We start from the raw sequence: 13132 nt of genomic DNA, 5'->3' as shown, positions 1-13132 counted from the left end.
ATTACGGCGCATTACCGCTCGTTCAGATAGTAGCGATCCAGCGCCTTCAGGTCGCCGTCCAGCTCATAGACGATCGGCTGCCCCGTCGGGATCTCCAGGCTGACGATCTCCTCGTCGGGGATCCCCGACAGATGCTTGACCAGCGCACGCAGCGAATTGCCGTGCGCGGCGATCAGCACGCGCTTGCCGGCCTTGAGCTCGGGGGCGATGCTTTCCTCCCAATAGGGCAGCACGCGTGCGATCGTGTCCTTCAGCGATTCGGTCTGCGGGATCGGCACGCCGTGATAGCGCGTGTCCTTGGCCAGGTCCCAGGGCGAGCCCTCTTCCGGCAGCGGCGGCGGCACGTCGAAGCTGCGGCGCCAGATCTTCACCTGCTCCTCGCCGTGCAACGCCGCGGTCTCGGCCTTGTTGAGCCCGGTCAGGCCGCCATAATGGCGCTCGTTGAGCTTCCAGCTCTTCTGCGTCGGCAGCCACAGCCGGCCCATCGCCTCGAGCGCGAGGTTGAGCGTCTTGATCGCGCGGCTCTGGAAGCTGGTGAAGGTCAGGTCAAAATCGAGCCCCTTCTCCTTCATCAGCTCGCCCGCCGCCCAGGCTTCCTGCACGCCCTGCTCGGTCAGGTCGACGTCCCACCAGCCGGTGAAGCGGTTCTCGAGGTTCCAGGCCGACTGGCCGTGGCGGATCAGGACGAGCGTGGGCATGTGAACTCCTTGCAACCGGATGCGAGCGCTCTTAGCGGCAGGAGCGGCGGGGACAAGGAGAAGCGCGCATGGCGATCGTTCGGCGGACTCTGGTGTATCAAGGCCCTGGCGGCCCGTTCGAAGGCGTGATCGCCTATGCAGACGACGTGACGGCCCCGCGCCCCGGCATACTCGTCCTGCCGAACGTGCTTGGCCAGAAGGAAGCGGACAATCTCCATGCCGAGAACCTGGCCAGGCTCGGCTATGTCGCGCTGGCGGCGGACGTGTACGGACAGGGCAAGCGCACCCAGCATGGCCCCGACGCCGGTGTCTACATGGCCCAGCTCAACGCCGACCGGCCGCTGCTGCGCGACCGGCTCGCCGCTTCGCTCGAAGCGCTGGCGGATTTCGACCGAGTCGATTCGGCCCGACTCGCCGCGATCGGCTTCTGCTTCGGTGGAAAGTGCGTGCTCGACATGGCCCGCGCCGGACTGCCGATTCTCGGCGGCGTCTCGTTCCACGGCGTCTATGACCGTCCCGACTATGCCAGTGTCGATCCGATCCAGGCCAAGCTGCTGATCTGCCATGGCTGGAAGGACCCGATCGCCCCGCCCGAGAAGACCGTGGCGCTGGCGCAGGAGCTGACCGATTCGGGCGCCGACTGGCAGATCCACGCCTATGGCCATGCCGGCCATGCCTTCACCGACCAGGACCGCAAGACTTCCACCATCCCGGGGGTAGTCTACGAGCCCAGGTCCGACCGCCGCAGCTGGCAGGCGATGACCAATTTCCTCGAGGAAGTCTTCGCCTGAGAGGGCGCCGGGAGCGGGCGCCCGAGTCGCGTTTCAAGGTTAACGGATCGTCTATCCACCAGCCCCGGATTCATCCGTAAGGTGCGACTACCATAAGGGTCTGCGCCGAATATTCGTGGTCCTCGTCCCGGTTCATAAACCCCTCACGACAGCAGCACAGCGCTGCAGAAGCAGGGGATTGCAGACCATGTCGAAGATCACGATCGCACTCGAAGCCGCCGTTGCCACCGTTATCGAGAACACGCCCAAGGACGTGCCGCAGACCAACCGTCAGCGCGTCTATGTCGATCGTGCCTTCGCCCAGATCCTCAAGCTGATCGCCCCGCGCATCCGCCACTTCGTCCGCCAGTACGGCCTTGTCGCCCATTGGGAAGACGCCGAGCAGTGCTGCGCCATCGCCGTGCACCGCGCGATCGAGAGCTATGACCCCACCAAGGCGCAGTTCACCACCTTCGTGAACTGGCAGATCCGCGGCGAGCTGCAGAGCCTGCGCTTCCGCCTGATGACCGATCAGCGCTCGTCGGCGAAGAAGGTCGAGGCCACCACCGTTTCGCTGTCCGCCCTCTCCACCTCGCCGGACGGCGACGAGATCAGCCCCGAGGCGATGATCGCGGACGAATATGCCGTGGCCCGCACCGAAGCCGCCGCTTCCGATTACCTCGCCGAGGGCGCCGTCTCGCAGCTCATCGACGCCTATGTCGACCAGCTCCGCAAGGTCGGTGTCGAGGCGCTTCGTCGCCGCCCCCGCGTCAAGGCCGCACCCCGCGCCGAAGGCCCGCGCTTCAAGTCGATCGATCCCGTCGAGCTGGAGAAGCTCGAAGCCAAGCTGCAGCGTGACCGCGAGATCGTCGAGCGCCGCATCTTCGAGACCGCCACGCTGGACGAGATCTCGAACGACACCGGCGTCACCAAGGAGCGCATCCGCCAGATCACCAAGCAGGCGACCAAGCTGCTGACCGAGATCGCCGCCGAGAAGCCGGCCTTCGAAGTGATGGCCGAAGATGCCCGCCGCGCGATGCCGCCGGCCCGTCCCCGCCGTTCGGCAGCTCCGAAGGTGTCGCTGCTCCCCGATCCCAACGCGCTCCACAACCGCCTCTCGCACATCGAAGCGATCGAGTCGGAGCGCATGTCCTATGTCACTCCGGCCCTGCCGGTTCCGCAGATGTCGATGCACTGATCGGCGGCGCGGGTGTCGCTATCTCGAGCGATACCTTCACATTCGAGAATATGATATCTTTCGCCGGCCGCCTGGGAGGTGCCGGTGAAACGAATTCCGATCCCACCGACGAAATACGACCCGATGCGGCCGGTGCAGGCGAAGATGGCCGCACCGCTGGGCGGCCCGGGCGTGGCGATCCCTCCCACCAGATTTGGCCCGGTCCCGGTCCAGCCGCGCATGGCGGGCCCGGCCCGGGAGCCCGGCTCCCTAGTCCTGCCGATGGGCTTCGGCCCCGGCCATCCTCCCATCTTGCCGCCGGGAAAGGTGGTGCAGCGCGCCGCCGCCGCGGCTGCAGCAGCCACAAGCGCAAATGCAAACGCAAGCAAGATTCCGACGCGCAAGAGAAATAACACCGCGCAAAGAACTTACCAATCCGACTTGGTCGCGGCGCAATTGGATGACGATAGATTGATCGCATGCATGAAGGCTGCCGTGTATATCGGCCATGACGACAGAATAGCTTCAGAACTGGAATCGAATAATATTCATTGCCTGGCCGTGTGGCAGGAATATTATGATCTAAGGGGTGGCTCTCATTCCAATATGAATTGGCTGAAGAGCCTTCGAGAAAAAAGAGCTACATTCAACATTCTGGCTGCCAGTTTCGACGGATTGGCGATGTGCACGGACAATAGATTCCTGATCCGGGAGGTTAAGAACCTCCAATCCGAGATCAGTTTCCTGGCATCCTTTGGCTATGCGCTCTCGCAGGATCGGTCGCAGCTGCTGGCGCCGGCGGCATTCCTGGTGCCGCAGCAGCGCATAATAGGCGGTGCCAGGCCTAAAGCTGCGGGAGCTGCCGCAGGTCCCCCCGTTGCGGCGGCGGCGGCCGCCGCCGCGGCTGCCGCCCCAAAGGCGACCGTCGTCGAACCGGTCGCGAAGTCGAAAAAATAGCGCGGAGCGGCGTTATACCACCCGCGACAGGAACCGGCTGAACGGGTCCTCGCGATAGTCGCCGAATGGCCCTGTCTCGGTGAAGCCGAACTGGCGGTAGAGCGCATGCGCGGCATCGAAGGCATCGCCCGATCCGGTCTCCAGGCTCACCCGCTTGTACCCGCGCGAGCGGGCGGCGCTCAGGATGTGCCCGACCAGCTTGGCCCCGGTGCCGCGGCGCAGATGCTCCGACGCCGTGCGCATCGACTTGATCTCGCCATGCCCCGAATCGAGTTCGCGCAGCGCGCCGCAGCCAAGCAGGTCCTCACCGTCCCACACGGACCAGAAGGTCACGTCGGGCGCGGCGAGGCCGGAGAGGTCGAGGAAATGGGTGCTGTCCTTGGGCGAATTGGCCAGCATCCCGGCAAAATGCGCCTCGAGCAGCGACCGGACCCGACCATCGTCGAGCCCGCCCTCGCGGATTTCCATGTTGCGACCCCCTTTTGTTTTTTCCCGCCTCAGATCTCGTCGATAAATCCTGCCAAAGTCTCAAGGCACGAATGGGCGAGCGTCTTGCAGCGCGCCGGCGACCAAGCGAACTCGGCGTCCGCATTGGCCTCATGGTCCTTGAACGGCATTTCCAGCGTCATCGATACCGCGCCGAAGCGCTCGGCGAGCTGGTTGGTCGACATCGACAGGTTCGCCTGTCCCGGCGCCGACTTCTCATAGCCCAGGTCGAGCTGGAAGTCGGGCGTCGCCGTGGCGAGGCGGCGGGCATATTCGTAGAATTTCTCGCCATGTTCGTCGGTCCAGGAAGCAATGCCCTCATAGCCCGCCAGGAAGTTGGCCGGGATCGCCTCGTCGCCGTGGATGTCCATCGCGAAGTCGCAGCCTGTCTCGTCCATCGCCGCCTTGACGAGGAACACTTCGGGGCTCTTCTCCATCGTCGGCGCATGCCATTCGCGGTTCAGGTTGATGCCCGCCGCATTGGTGCGCAGGTGGCCGCGGCGCGAGCCGTCCGGGTTCATGTTCGGCACGATGTGGAACACCGCCTTCTCGCGCAGGGCGAGCGCGGCCTGGTTGGTCGGATCGGTCAGATACTCGATCGCGCCTTCCATCCACCATTCGGCCATGGTCTCGCCCGGATGCTGGCGGGCGTAGAGCCACACGGTCTTGGGGCCGGTGCCGAGCGTCAGCAGGTCCATCGGCTGGCCGTCCAGCGTCTTGCCCAGCTCGCGGTGCGACACGCCGGGCATCAACGCCATGCGGCTGATCAGGTCGTGGTGCCGCTCCATCGAATAGGGCGCGAAATAGGCGAACCAGGCGAAGTCGGTGTCGAAGGCCTTGGTGAAGCTCAGCACGCCGTCCGCATAGGACGAATCGGCGGTCCGCCACGCCTCGCGGTCGGTCGACCAGCGTGCCTTGTAGCCCGGCCAGCCGAACGCATAGGCCGCGCCGCCTGCGTTGACGATGCGGAAGGTCAGCGTGCGCCCCTTCGCCCCGGCCACGCGGAAGTGGAACCACTGGTAGAAGTCGGACAGGTGATCGGTGACGATCTCAAGGTCGACGCGGTCGCCCTCGATGCCGATTACGCGGATGTTGCCGGAGTCGAAGCCGGAATTGATCTGGATGCTCATTTCACCGTGATAGTGATGCCGGACTCGCCGGGGAAGTCCTTGAACAACGCCTTGGCCATCCGCGCGGCCGAAACGGCCGGCTGGGCGGGGTCGGTGCCGCTGACATTGTCGGTGATCGCGCGGCCTTCCCACACGGTGGTGTTGTCGCTGCGCCGGCGCAGCTGCACCCAGAGTTCGGTCGAATAGAGCTCGCGGGTCTTGCCGCCGATGCCGAAGCCGACATCGCCGCCAACACCCACGCCGCCGCGGCGGCCGCCGCTATAGCTGCCCCCGCCCAGGCCGATGGTCACGGGCGGCGGCTCCTTGAAGGCGCCCTTGGAGACGCGGCGAAAGGCAACCGCGGCGATATAGCCCGACGGCGTGCTGCTCACCGACTGGACATAGCCGAGCCGCTCCAGTTCGCCGCGCACCGCATCGGAATAGGTCTGGTATTCCGGCCCGAACGAATCGGTGTTGGCCATCGGCTCGATCGCCACCGTGGTGCGCTCCGTCGGAGTGCCCAGATGATAGCGGGTTACATCGATGGGCTGGGGCCGATAGGTCGGCGCGCAGGCCCCCAGGGCGATGAGCAGGGCGATGCTGAGCGGCTTCTTCACGCGGACGAACTCCTGTTTCGCGAACGGAACGTCTCCGTTTGCCCTCCAACGGGGAGTGCGTCGAGTCGGTTCCGCGAGTCGGGCCCTGGGCAGACTCTGGGTTGACTTGGGCGGGATCGATCTCTAGGCGAGCCCCCTCTTTCAGGCATTCCAAATTTGAGAAGCGAATCGGTCATGAAGATCGTGAATTCATTGAAGTCGCTCAAGGATCGGCACCGCGACAACCGCGTGATCCGTCGTCGTGGGCGCATCTACGTCATCAACAAGACCCAGAAGCGTTTCAAGGCTCGCCAGGGCTAAGGTGATTCCGCACGCCGTCATCTTCGATGTCGGCAATGTGCTGTTTCCCTGGAATCCGCGGTCTTTGTACGAGCGCCTGATCGATGACGATCGGGCGCTCGACGCGTTTCTGGCGGATGTGCTCACCATGGCGTGGCACACCGAACTCGATTGTGGGCGCCCCTTTGCCGAAGCCTCGGCAGAGCTGGCCGCCGCGCATCCCGAGCATGCCGACCTGATCGCCGCCTGGGGCCCGCGTTTCAACGAAACGCTCGGGCCTGTGCTTCCCGGCATGGCGGAAATCCTGCGCGACCTTGATTCGCGCGAGGTCCCGCTGTTCGCGATCACCAATTTCTCGGGCGAATTCTTCCGCGCCTTCGCGCCGCTCCACCCCGATATTTTCGGTCGCTTCCGCGATATCGTCGTCTCGGGCGACGAGAAGCTGATCAAGCCCGATCCCGCCATCTACGCGCTGGCACTGCGCCGATTCGGCCTGCACGGCCCCGATTCGGTGTTCATCGACGATAGCGCGAAGAATGTCGCCGCGGCGAACGACGCCGGCATCCACGGACTGCTCTTTACCGGCGCGGACAAGCTGCGCGGCGAGCTGGAAGGACTGGGGCTCCTCTAACACCCTCCCTGCAAGGGGAAGGCTAGGGCGCGCGCCAGCGAGCTTGCGACCTCTCCGCATGGAGAAAAGGCCGGGCATCGAGCCCGACCTTTCCAAACCCACCCCTAGCCCCTTCCTTGTCAGGGAGGGGAACCGGCAGCGTCAAATCGCGTCCGGCTCGTCGCGGCCCGGATGGTTCTTCAGCTCGTCGCCGACCAAAGTCACCACGTGCAGCACATTGGTCGAGCCCGGCGTCTTGAACGGCACGCCGGCGCACAGCACCACGCGGTCACCCGCCGCGGCGATATGGTGGCGCAGCGCCATCCGCTTGGCCTTGGCGACCATCTCCTCGAACGAATCGACGTCGCGGGTGTGCACGGCGTGCACGCCCCACAATAGGCCGAGCCGGCGCGCGGTCTCGATATGCGGGGTCAGCACCAGGATCGGCACCGGCGGGCGCTCGCGGGCGATTCGCCGCGCAGTGGAGCCCGAGGTGGTGAAGCAGGTGATGCCCGAGGCCGAGACCGTCCTGGCGATGTTCTTCGCCGCCTCGGCCAGCGCGTCCGCGGTCGTGGGATCGGGGCGCGTCACGGTGAAGTGGACGCGGTCGCCATGCGCGGGGTCGCGCTCCACCGCATCGGCGATCGAGTTCATCATCGCCACCGATTCGACCGGCCACTTGCCCGCGGCGCTCTCGGCCGAGAGCATGATCGCATCGGCGCCGTCATAGACCGCGGTCGCGACGTCGGAGACTTCGGCGCGGGTCGGCGAGGGCGAATCGATCATCGATTCGAGCATCTGCGTCGCCACGATCACCGGGCGGCCCATCCGCCTTGCCGTCTCGACGATGCGCTTCTGCAGCGGCGGCACGGTCTGCGGCGGCAGTTCGACGCCCAGGTCGCCGCGCGCCACCATCACGCCGTCGCACTGCTCGACGATCTCGTCGAGGCGGGCGATGGCGCTCGGCTTCTCGATCTTGGCGAGCAGGGCAGCCTTGCCGCCGATCAGCCGGCGCGCTTCCATCAGGTCCTCGGGGCGCTGCACGAAGCTGAGCGCGATCCAGTCGGCGCCCTGCTCGACGGCAAAGGCCAGGTCGCTGCGGTCCTTCTCGGTGAGTGCCGCAAGCGGCAGCACCATGTCGGGCACGTTCAGGCCCTTGTTGTTCGAAAGCGCGCCGCCGACCTCGATGATCGTGGTCATGCGGTCGGGCGCGGTCGAGACCACGCGCAGCACCAGCTTGCCGTCGTCGAGCAGCAGGCGCGCGCCTTCGTGCGCCGCCTCGAAGATCTCGCGGTGCGGCAGCTCGACGCGAGTCGCGTCGCCCGGCGTCTTGTCGCGGTCGAGGATGAACTCGTGGCCGGTGACCAGCTGCACCTTGCCGTCGGCGAACTTGCCGACGCGCAGCTTAGGGCCCTGCAGGTCGGCCAGGATCGTGGTCGGCCGGCCGTATTTCTTCTCCATGCCGCGGATCGCCGCGAACAGCGGCACCTTCGATGCCTGGTCGCCATGGCTCATGTTGATGCGGAACGCGTCGGCGCCGGCCTCGAAAAGCTTGGCGATCATTTCGGGTGTCGCGCTCGCGGGGCCGAGCGTGGCGAGGATGCGCACCTTGCGGCTGCGGGGGCTGATTGCCTTTGTCATCGTTGTCATATCCTCGGCTTGTGCCTCGGTGCCTCTAGCCTCATATCCCAGAGGATCAACCTCGGAGGTGTGATTAATGGACGATCTCGACAAACTGGATGACGCTACAGCCGCCAAGGCGTTCCGTGCGCTGGTGCGTCATCTCCGCCACCGCACCGACGCGCAGAACATCGACCTGATGGGCCTGGCGGGCTTCTGCCGCAACTGCCTGGCCGACTGGATCGACGAAGCCGATCCCGCGATCGACCGCGAGGAGGCGCGCCGCATCATCTACGACATGCCCTTCTCCGAATGGAAGGCGCAGCACCAGGGCGACGCGACTCCCGATCAGATCGCGCGGATGGAGGAGAGCCTGAAGAAGAACCGGTCGGCCGATACCGAGCTTGACGACGAGCTCGACGACAGCTTCCCGGCCAGCGATCCGCCGTCGATCACCCAGCCGGGGGGCTGAGCGGCGCGGGCAGGGGCCTGGCCTTTGCCGGCAGCGGCTTCGCCTTCAGCGCCTTGGCCACCGCGCTGCGCCAGATGTCATAGCCCGCACGCGTCATGTGCAGCCCGTCCTCGCGGTACAGCTCCGGCCGCGGCTTGCCGTCGCGGCCCAGCATCGCGGGCACGATATCGACATAGCCGAGCCGCGGATCGCCCGCGACATAGTCCCGCACCAATGCATTGCTCGCGCGGATCCCGTCGATCAGCTGCCAGCGCGACAGGCTCGGCTTGATCGAGACGAACAGGATGCGCGTCGCCGGCAGCTTCGCATGCACGCGGTTCACCAGCGCCTGGAAATCGCCGAGCAGCTCTTCGGGCGTGCGGCCGGCGCCCAGGTCGTTGTCGCCGGCATAGAAGACGATCGTCTTCGGCGCATAGGGCGTCACGATCCGGTCGACATAGCGCACGCTGTCGGGGATCGTGGAGCCGCCAAAGCCGCGGTTGATCACGTTGAGCCCCGGAAAGTCGTGCGCCAGATCGGTCCACATCCGGATGCTCGAGCTGCCGAGGAACAGCACGCCGCCCCTGGCCGGCTTCGCCACGGCGTCGCGCGCCTCGAACGCCGCGATCTCGGCGGCGAAGGGCTGCTTCTCCACCGGTGCCGGGCGCGGCGGCACCCGCATGGCGGGCGGCAGCTGCACCGGGGCCGCAGGCTTGGCCGGCGACGGCCCTGCGGGCCGGGTCTGGGCCGGAGCGGTGGCGGGGAGCAGGGTGAGGGCAACGGCGAGAAGCGTGGAAATATGTCGGAACATGCCGGTCCGGATACCGTCCGATGCGATTCGCCGCAATTGAGTCTTGAGCCTGCTCGCCAGCTTCTCTAATCGCCCCGCTTCAACATCAGGAGCCTTCAATGTCCGACTCGATTTCCGCCGAACAGCTGCGCCTCCTCATCGAGCGCATCGAGCGGCTCGAGGAAGAGAAGAAGGGCATCGCCGACGACATCAAGGATGTCTATGGCGAGGCCAAGTCGACCGGCTTCGACGTGAAGACGATGCGCAACATCGTCCGCCTGCGCAAGATGGAGAAGCACCACCGCGACGAGGCGGAGATGCTGCTCGAGACCTACAAGCAGGCGCTCGGCATCTGATCGATGCCGCGGGGGCATTGCGCCCCCGCCAATGCCTGGCCTAAAGCCGCGCGATCAGTTTCATGTGAGAGCGCAATGGCAGGCCATTCCAAATTCAAGAACATCATGCACCGCAAGGGCGCGCAGGATAAGAAGCGCTCGGGCATGTTTTCCAAGCTCAGCCGCGAAATCACCGTCGCGGCCAAGATGGGCTTGCCCGATCCCGACATGAACCCGCGCCTGCGCGCCGCGATCAACGCGGCCAAGGCGCAGTCGATGCCCAAGGACAATATCCAGCGCGCCGTCGACAAGGCGAGCAAGGGCGACACCGAGAATTACGAAGAGATCCGCTACGAGGGCTTCGGCCCGGCCGGCGTCTCGCTGATCATCGAGGCGCTGACCGACAACCGCAATCGCACCGCCACCAATGTGCGCACCGCGGTCAGCAAGAATGGCGGCAATCTCGGCGCGAGCGGCTCGGTCAGCCACGGTTTCGACCGGATGGGCCTGATCAACTACCCCGCCAAGGCCGGCGACGCCGAACAGATATTCGAAGCCGCGCTCGAGGCTGGCGCCGAGGACGTCACCAGCACCGAGGAGGGCCATGAGATCTGGACCGCCCAGGGCGATCTCCACGAAGTCGCCAAGGCGCTCGAGCCCGTGCTCGGCGAAGCCGAAGGCGCCAAGCTCGCCTGGCGCCCGCAGACCATGGTCGATGTCGGCGAGGAAGACGCCGCCAAGCTGTTCAAGCTGATCGACGCCCTCGACGATGACGACGACGTCCAGACGGTATGGGGCAATTACGAAGTGTCGGACGAAGTCATGGAGAAGCTGGGTTGATCGCGTTCCCCTCCCGCTTGCGGGAGGGGTTAGGGGAGGGGCCGACCCTTCCCGGCCGCATGGATCGACAAGCCCGCCCCCGACCCCTCCCGCAAGCGGGAGGGGAGATTTGATCATCCTCGGCCTCGACCCCGGCCTCGGCACCACCGGCTGGGGCCTGATCCGCGCGGAGGGCAACCGCCTCTCCCACCTCGCCAACGGCAAGCTCAAGACCGACACAAAGGCGCTGCTCCCCCGCCGGCTGGCGCATCTCGACGCGATGCTCGCCGCGCTGATCGCCGATCACGGCCCTGAAGCTGCGGCGGTCGAGGAAGTGTTCGTCAATTCCAACGCCCAATCGACGCTCAAGCTCGGCCAGGCGCGCGGGGTGGTGCTGTGCGCCGCGGCGCGGACTGGCATCGATGTCGGCGAGTACAAGCCGAGCACGATCAAGAAATCGGTGGTCGGTGTCGGCAATGCCGACAAGGACCAGGTCCATGCGATGGTGTCGCGGCTGCTGCCGGGCGTGAAGATCGACGGACCCGATGCCGCCGACGCGCTCGCCGTGGCGATCTGCCACGCCCACCATCTGGCGAGCGCGCGTTTCGGGCTGCGTTAGGCGCGAGACCCAATCTTCCTCCGCCGTCACCCCGGCCTTGAGCCGGGGTCCCGCTGTCTTTCCGCGGCAAGAAGAAGCGAGATCCCGGCTCAAGGCCGGGATGACGAAAGGAATTCAGATGCCTGTTTGAATTCTGCCTAAGCCGCCAGCGCGAACGTTCCGTCCTCATCGTCATTGGAGGCGCTGCGCTCCACCGGCCGGCCGCGCCGCGCCCGGGCCGCCCGGCGCCCGATCGGCAGCCGCGTCGCCACCCATGCCCGCACCGCGCTCAGCTTCACCGTCGATGCCGCCATCGCAGTGAACACGATCGCATCGACCAGCGCGCTGATCTCGAACATCGATATCCAGCCGGCGATCTCGGGCAAGGCCATGGAGAACAGCCTCAATCCCTCCTCCTCGAGGAACCAGAAGCAGAGCAGCCCGAGTACGCCGAGCAGCATCCAGGTGATCACCGCGCCGCGCTCGATCCGCGCGAGCCGCGCCGCCGGCCAGTCGACCAGCACGCGACGCATCAGGCGCCCGACGGGCGTGCCGCCCGCGAGCAAAAGCGTGAGCCAGAGTCCGAGCAGCGCGACGATCATGTCTTTCCCCCAAATTCCCTGCGCCCGAATTGGGGAGCCGCGCATCCCAGCGCCAGAGGGGGCACGGCGTTTTCGCTTTCCTACAACTGCTTGTTCCGCTTATGTACCAGATGTGACTCTGCACCCGCCTCGCCCGCCGATCCTGCGTCTCCCGCGCACGTGGGGAGTATCAAGGGATTCAACATTTTCGTTCAACCGCATGGTTGAATATCGGGGGCAGGCAGCATGATCGCCCATCTCAAGGGCCGGCTGGAAGCGACGGGATTCGACCATGTCGTGATCGACGTGAACGGCGTCGGCTATCTTGCCGGGGCTTCGGCGAAGACGATCACGGCGCTCGGCGCGACCGGCGAGTTCGTCACGCTCCACACCGAGATGCTGGTCAGCGAGGATTCGATCCGGCTGATGGGCTTCGCCACGGCGGCGGAGCGTGACTGGTTCAAGCTGCTCACCAGCGTCCAGGGCGTCGGCGCCAAGGTGGCGCTGGCGATCCTGTCGATCCTGTCCCCTGAGGAAGCGCAGACTGCGGTGGCGCGCGCCGATTCGGCGATGATCGCCCGGGCCAATGGCGTGGGGCCCAAGCTCGCCCAGCGTATCGTCAACGAACTCAAGGACAAGGCCGGCGGCGTGGCGCTGGGTGGCGGGGCCGTAGGCGTGGCCCCGGCGGGCAGCGCGGCGCAGGATGCCGTCTCGGCGATGCTCAACCTGGGATTCAAGCCCGCCGAGGCGGGCACCGCGGTCAATGCCGCTGCCGACGAACTGGGCGGCGACGCGACGCTCGACGCGCTGGTGCGCCTGGCGCTCAGAAAGGCAGCGAAATGACGACGCGCACCGCCACCTGCCGCTGCGGCCAGCTTCGTGCCGAATGCACCGGCGAGCCCGTCCGCATCTCGGTCTGCCATTGCCTGAACTGCAAGCAGCGCAGCGGCTCGGCCTTTGCCGTCCAGGCGCGCTTCCCCGCCGACCAGGTCAGGATCGAAGGCCGCTCGACCGCATGGGTCGCACCTTCGGCAAGCGGCGGTGCACCGACGCCTTTCCATTTCTGCCCGATCTGCGGCGCGACGGTCTGGTACCAGGGTGGCGGCATGCCCGAATTCATCGCCATCCCGGTCGGCGGCTTCGCCGATCCCGGCTTCCCCCCGCCCACCATCTCGGTGTTCGAGAACCGCCAATGCGCCTGGCTCGAGATCAAGGGCGATATCGAGCATGACTGA

At 66.1% G+C, this 13132-nt stretch carries 18 protein-coding genes; 11 read left to right on the top strand and 7 right to left on the bottom strand.

Annotation, left to right across the window (positions count from 1 at the left end):
• Positions 1–11: 11 nt before the first annotated feature.
• On the bottom strand, positions 12–698 hold the full coding sequence (gene gpmA / locus AC1RPL_RS18295) for a 2,3-diphosphoglycerate-dependent phosphoglycerate mutase (RefSeq protein ID WP_493071364.1): 687 nt from the start codon (positions 696–698) through the stop codon (positions 12–14).
• Between the two features lie 68 nt (positions 699–766).
• Between gpmA and AC1RPL_RS18290 the strand changes: the two genes are divergently transcribed.
• From AC1RPL_RS18290 to AC1RPL_RS18280, 3 genes are all read left to right on the top strand, one after another.
• Positions 767–1489: a dienelactone hydrolase family protein gene (locus AC1RPL_RS18290; protein WP_493071362.1), complete on the top strand. Its 723-nt coding sequence runs from the start codon at positions 767–769 to the stop codon at positions 1487–1489.
• Positions 1490–1676: 187 nt separating this feature from the next.
• On the top strand, positions 1677–2666 hold the full coding sequence (locus tag AC1RPL_RS18285; RefSeq protein ID WP_493071360.1) for a sigma factor-like helix-turn-helix DNA-binding protein: 990 nt from the start codon (positions 1677–1679) through the stop codon (positions 2664–2666).
• An 84-nt stretch (positions 2667–2750) separates the two neighbouring features.
• Positions 2751–3602 carry a hypothetical protein gene (locus AC1RPL_RS18280; RefSeq protein ID WP_493071358.1) on the top strand — a complete coding sequence of 284 codons (852 nt, stop codon included), beginning with the start codon at positions 2751–2753 and terminating at the stop codon, positions 3600–3602.
• Between the two features lie 12 nt (positions 3603–3614).
• On the opposite strand, the gene AC1RPL_RS18275 is transcribed toward AC1RPL_RS18280, so the two are convergent.
• From AC1RPL_RS18275 to AC1RPL_RS18265, 3 genes are read right to left on the bottom strand one after another with little or no spacing between them, the layout of a single operon-like run.
• The gene (locus AC1RPL_RS18275; protein ID WP_493071356.1) at positions 3615–4070 is read right to left on the bottom strand and encodes a GNAT family N-acetyltransferase; all 456 of its coding nucleotides are present in this window, start codon (positions 4068–4070) and stop codon (positions 3615–3617) included.
• 29 nt (positions 4071–4099) lie between these two features.
• Entirely contained in the window at positions 4100–5218 is a 1119-nt protein-coding gene (locus AC1RPL_RS18270) for a M14 family metallopeptidase (protein ID WP_493071355.1), read from the bottom strand.
• The gene (locus tag AC1RPL_RS18265; protein ID WP_493071353.1) at positions 5215–5814 is read right to left on the bottom strand and encodes a DUF4136 domain-containing protein; all 600 of its coding nucleotides are present in this window, start codon (positions 5812–5814) and stop codon (positions 5215–5217) included. The genes AC1RPL_RS18270 and AC1RPL_RS18265 overlap by 4 nt, the downstream gene beginning before the upstream one ends.
• Before the next feature lie 174 nt (positions 5815–5988).
• Between AC1RPL_RS18265 and ykgO the strand changes: the two genes are divergently transcribed.
• Both ykgO and AC1RPL_RS18255 read left to right on the top strand, forming a co-directional pair.
• Positions 5989–6114 (top strand): type B 50S ribosomal protein L36, encoded by a 126-nt coding sequence (gene ykgO, locus AC1RPL_RS18260; RefSeq protein WP_086130464.1) that lies wholly within the window; start codon positions 5989–5991, stop codon positions 6112–6114.
• Between the two features lie 4 nt (positions 6115–6118).
• Positions 6119–6724: an HAD family hydrolase gene (locus tag AC1RPL_RS18255; RefSeq protein WP_493071793.1), complete on the top strand. Its 606-nt coding sequence runs from the start codon at positions 6119–6121 to the stop codon at positions 6722–6724.
• A 141-nt stretch (positions 6725–6865) separates the two neighbouring features.
• On the opposite strand, the gene pyk is transcribed toward AC1RPL_RS18255, so the two are convergent.
• Positions 6866–8344: a pyruvate kinase gene (pyk, locus tag AC1RPL_RS18250; protein ID WP_493071351.1), complete on the bottom strand. Its 1479-nt coding sequence runs from the start codon at positions 8342–8344 to the stop codon at positions 6866–6868.
• A 76-nt stretch (positions 8345–8420) separates the two neighbouring features.
• Here pyk and AC1RPL_RS18245 point away from each other — a divergent pair, with 76 nt between their 5' ends.
• Entirely contained in the window at positions 8421–8795 is a 375-nt protein-coding gene (locus AC1RPL_RS18245) for a DUF1244 domain-containing protein (protein ID WP_493071349.1), read from the top strand.
• Here the strand turns inward: AC1RPL_RS18245 and AC1RPL_RS18240 are convergent.
• Positions 8776–9585 (bottom strand): SGNH/GDSL hydrolase family protein, encoded by an 810-nt coding sequence (locus tag AC1RPL_RS18240; RefSeq protein WP_493071347.1) that lies wholly within the window; start codon positions 9583–9585, stop codon positions 8776–8778. The genes AC1RPL_RS18245 and AC1RPL_RS18240 overlap by 20 nt on opposite strands.
• A 98-nt stretch (positions 9586–9683) precedes the next feature.
• Between AC1RPL_RS18240 and AC1RPL_RS18235 the strand changes: the two genes are divergently transcribed.
• The 3 genes from AC1RPL_RS18235 to ruvC all read left to right on the top strand — a co-directional run bounded on the left by AC1RPL_RS18235 (position 9684) and on the right by ruvC (position 11337).
• Positions 9684–9920: a DUF2312 domain-containing protein gene (locus AC1RPL_RS18235; RefSeq protein WP_493071345.1), complete on the top strand. Its 237-nt coding sequence runs from the start codon at positions 9684–9686 to the stop codon at positions 9918–9920.
• Between the two features lie 75 nt (positions 9921–9995).
• Positions 9996–10739: a YebC/PmpR family DNA-binding transcriptional regulator gene (locus AC1RPL_RS18230; RefSeq protein WP_493071343.1), complete on the top strand. Its 744-nt coding sequence runs from the start codon at positions 9996–9998 to the stop codon at positions 10737–10739.
• Positions 10740–10848: 109 nt separating this feature from the next.
• On the top strand, positions 10849–11337 hold the full coding sequence (ruvC, locus tag AC1RPL_RS18225; RefSeq protein ID WP_493071341.1) for a crossover junction endodeoxyribonuclease RuvC: 489 nt from the start codon (positions 10849–10851) through the stop codon (positions 11335–11337).
• Between the two features lie 137 nt (positions 11338–11474).
• On the opposite strand, the gene AC1RPL_RS18220 is transcribed toward ruvC, so the two are convergent.
• Positions 11475–11918 carry a hypothetical protein gene (locus tag AC1RPL_RS18220; RefSeq protein ID WP_493071339.1) on the bottom strand — a complete coding sequence of 148 codons (444 nt, stop codon included), beginning with the start codon at positions 11916–11918 and terminating at the stop codon, positions 11475–11477.
• 225 nt (positions 11919–12143) lie between these two features.
• Between AC1RPL_RS18220 and ruvA the strand changes: the two genes are divergently transcribed.
• Positions 12144–12740, top strand: coding sequence for a Holliday junction branch migration protein RuvA (gene ruvA / locus AC1RPL_RS18215; protein ID WP_493071337.1), 597 nt, complete (start codon positions 12144–12146; stop codon positions 12738–12740).
• The gene (locus AC1RPL_RS18210) at positions 12737–13132 is read left to right on the top strand and encodes a GFA family protein (protein ID WP_493071336.1); all 396 of its coding nucleotides are present in this window, start codon (positions 12737–12739) and stop codon (positions 13130–13132) included. The genes ruvA and AC1RPL_RS18210 overlap by 4 nt, the downstream gene beginning before the upstream one ends.

It is taken from the genome of Sphingomonas sp. GW821-FHT12D09, from assembly GCF_058807215.1.
This window is presented reverse-complemented; position numbering and strand designations above follow the sequence as displayed.

What these genes read in the sequence shown, in the direction of transcription:
- pyk (WP_493071351.1), bottom strand. Translation starts at nt 8,344, where the DNA reads ATGACAAAGGCAATCAGCCCCCGCAGCCGCAAGGTGCGCATCCTCGCC.
- AC1RPL_RS18275 (WP_493071356.1), bottom strand. Translation starts at nt 4,070, where the DNA reads ATGGAAATCCGCGAGGGCGGGCTCGACGATGGTCGGGTCCGGTCGCTG.
- AC1RPL_RS18245 (WP_493071349.1), top strand. Translation starts at nt 8,421, where the DNA reads ATGGACGATCTCGACAAACTGGATGACGCTACAGCCGCCAAGGCGTTC.
- ruvA (WP_493071337.1), top strand. Translation starts at nt 12,144, where the DNA reads ATGATCGCCCATCTCAAGGGCCGGCTGGAAGCGACGGGATTCGACCAT.
- AC1RPL_RS18285 (WP_493071360.1), top strand. Translation starts at nt 1,677, where the DNA reads ATGTCGAAGATCACGATCGCACTCGAAGCCGCCGTTGCCACCGTTATC.
- AC1RPL_RS18220 (WP_493071339.1), bottom strand. Translation starts at nt 11,918, where the DNA reads ATGATCGTCGCGCTGCTCGGACTCTGGCTCACGCTTTTGCTCGCGGGC.
- AC1RPL_RS18290 (WP_493071362.1), top strand. Translation starts at nt 767, where the DNA reads ATGGCGATCGTTCGGCGGACTCTGGTGTATCAAGGCCCTGGCGGCCCG.
- ykgO (WP_086130464.1), top strand. Translation starts at nt 5,989, where the DNA reads ATGAAGATCGTGAATTCATTGAAGTCGCTCAAGGATCGGCACCGCGAC.
- AC1RPL_RS18270 (WP_493071355.1), bottom strand. Translation starts at nt 5,218, where the DNA reads ATGAGCATCCAGATCAATTCCGGCTTCGACTCCGGCAACATCCGCGTA.
- gpmA (WP_493071364.1), bottom strand. Translation starts at nt 698, where the DNA reads ATGCCCACGCTCGTCCTGATCCGCCACGGCCAGTCGGCCTGGAACCTC.
- AC1RPL_RS18210 (WP_493071336.1), top strand. Translation starts at nt 12,737, where the DNA reads ATGACGACGCGCACCGCCACCTGCCGCTGCGGCCAGCTTCGTGCCGAA.
- AC1RPL_RS18240 (WP_493071347.1), bottom strand. Translation starts at nt 9,585, where the DNA reads ATGTTCCGACATATTTCCACGCTTCTCGCCGTTGCCCTCACCCTGCTC.
- AC1RPL_RS18235 (WP_493071345.1), top strand. Translation starts at nt 9,684, where the DNA reads ATGTCCGACTCGATTTCCGCCGAACAGCTGCGCCTCCTCATCGAGCGC.
- AC1RPL_RS18230 (WP_493071343.1), top strand. Translation starts at nt 9,996, where the DNA reads ATGGCAGGCCATTCCAAATTCAAGAACATCATGCACCGCAAGGGCGCG.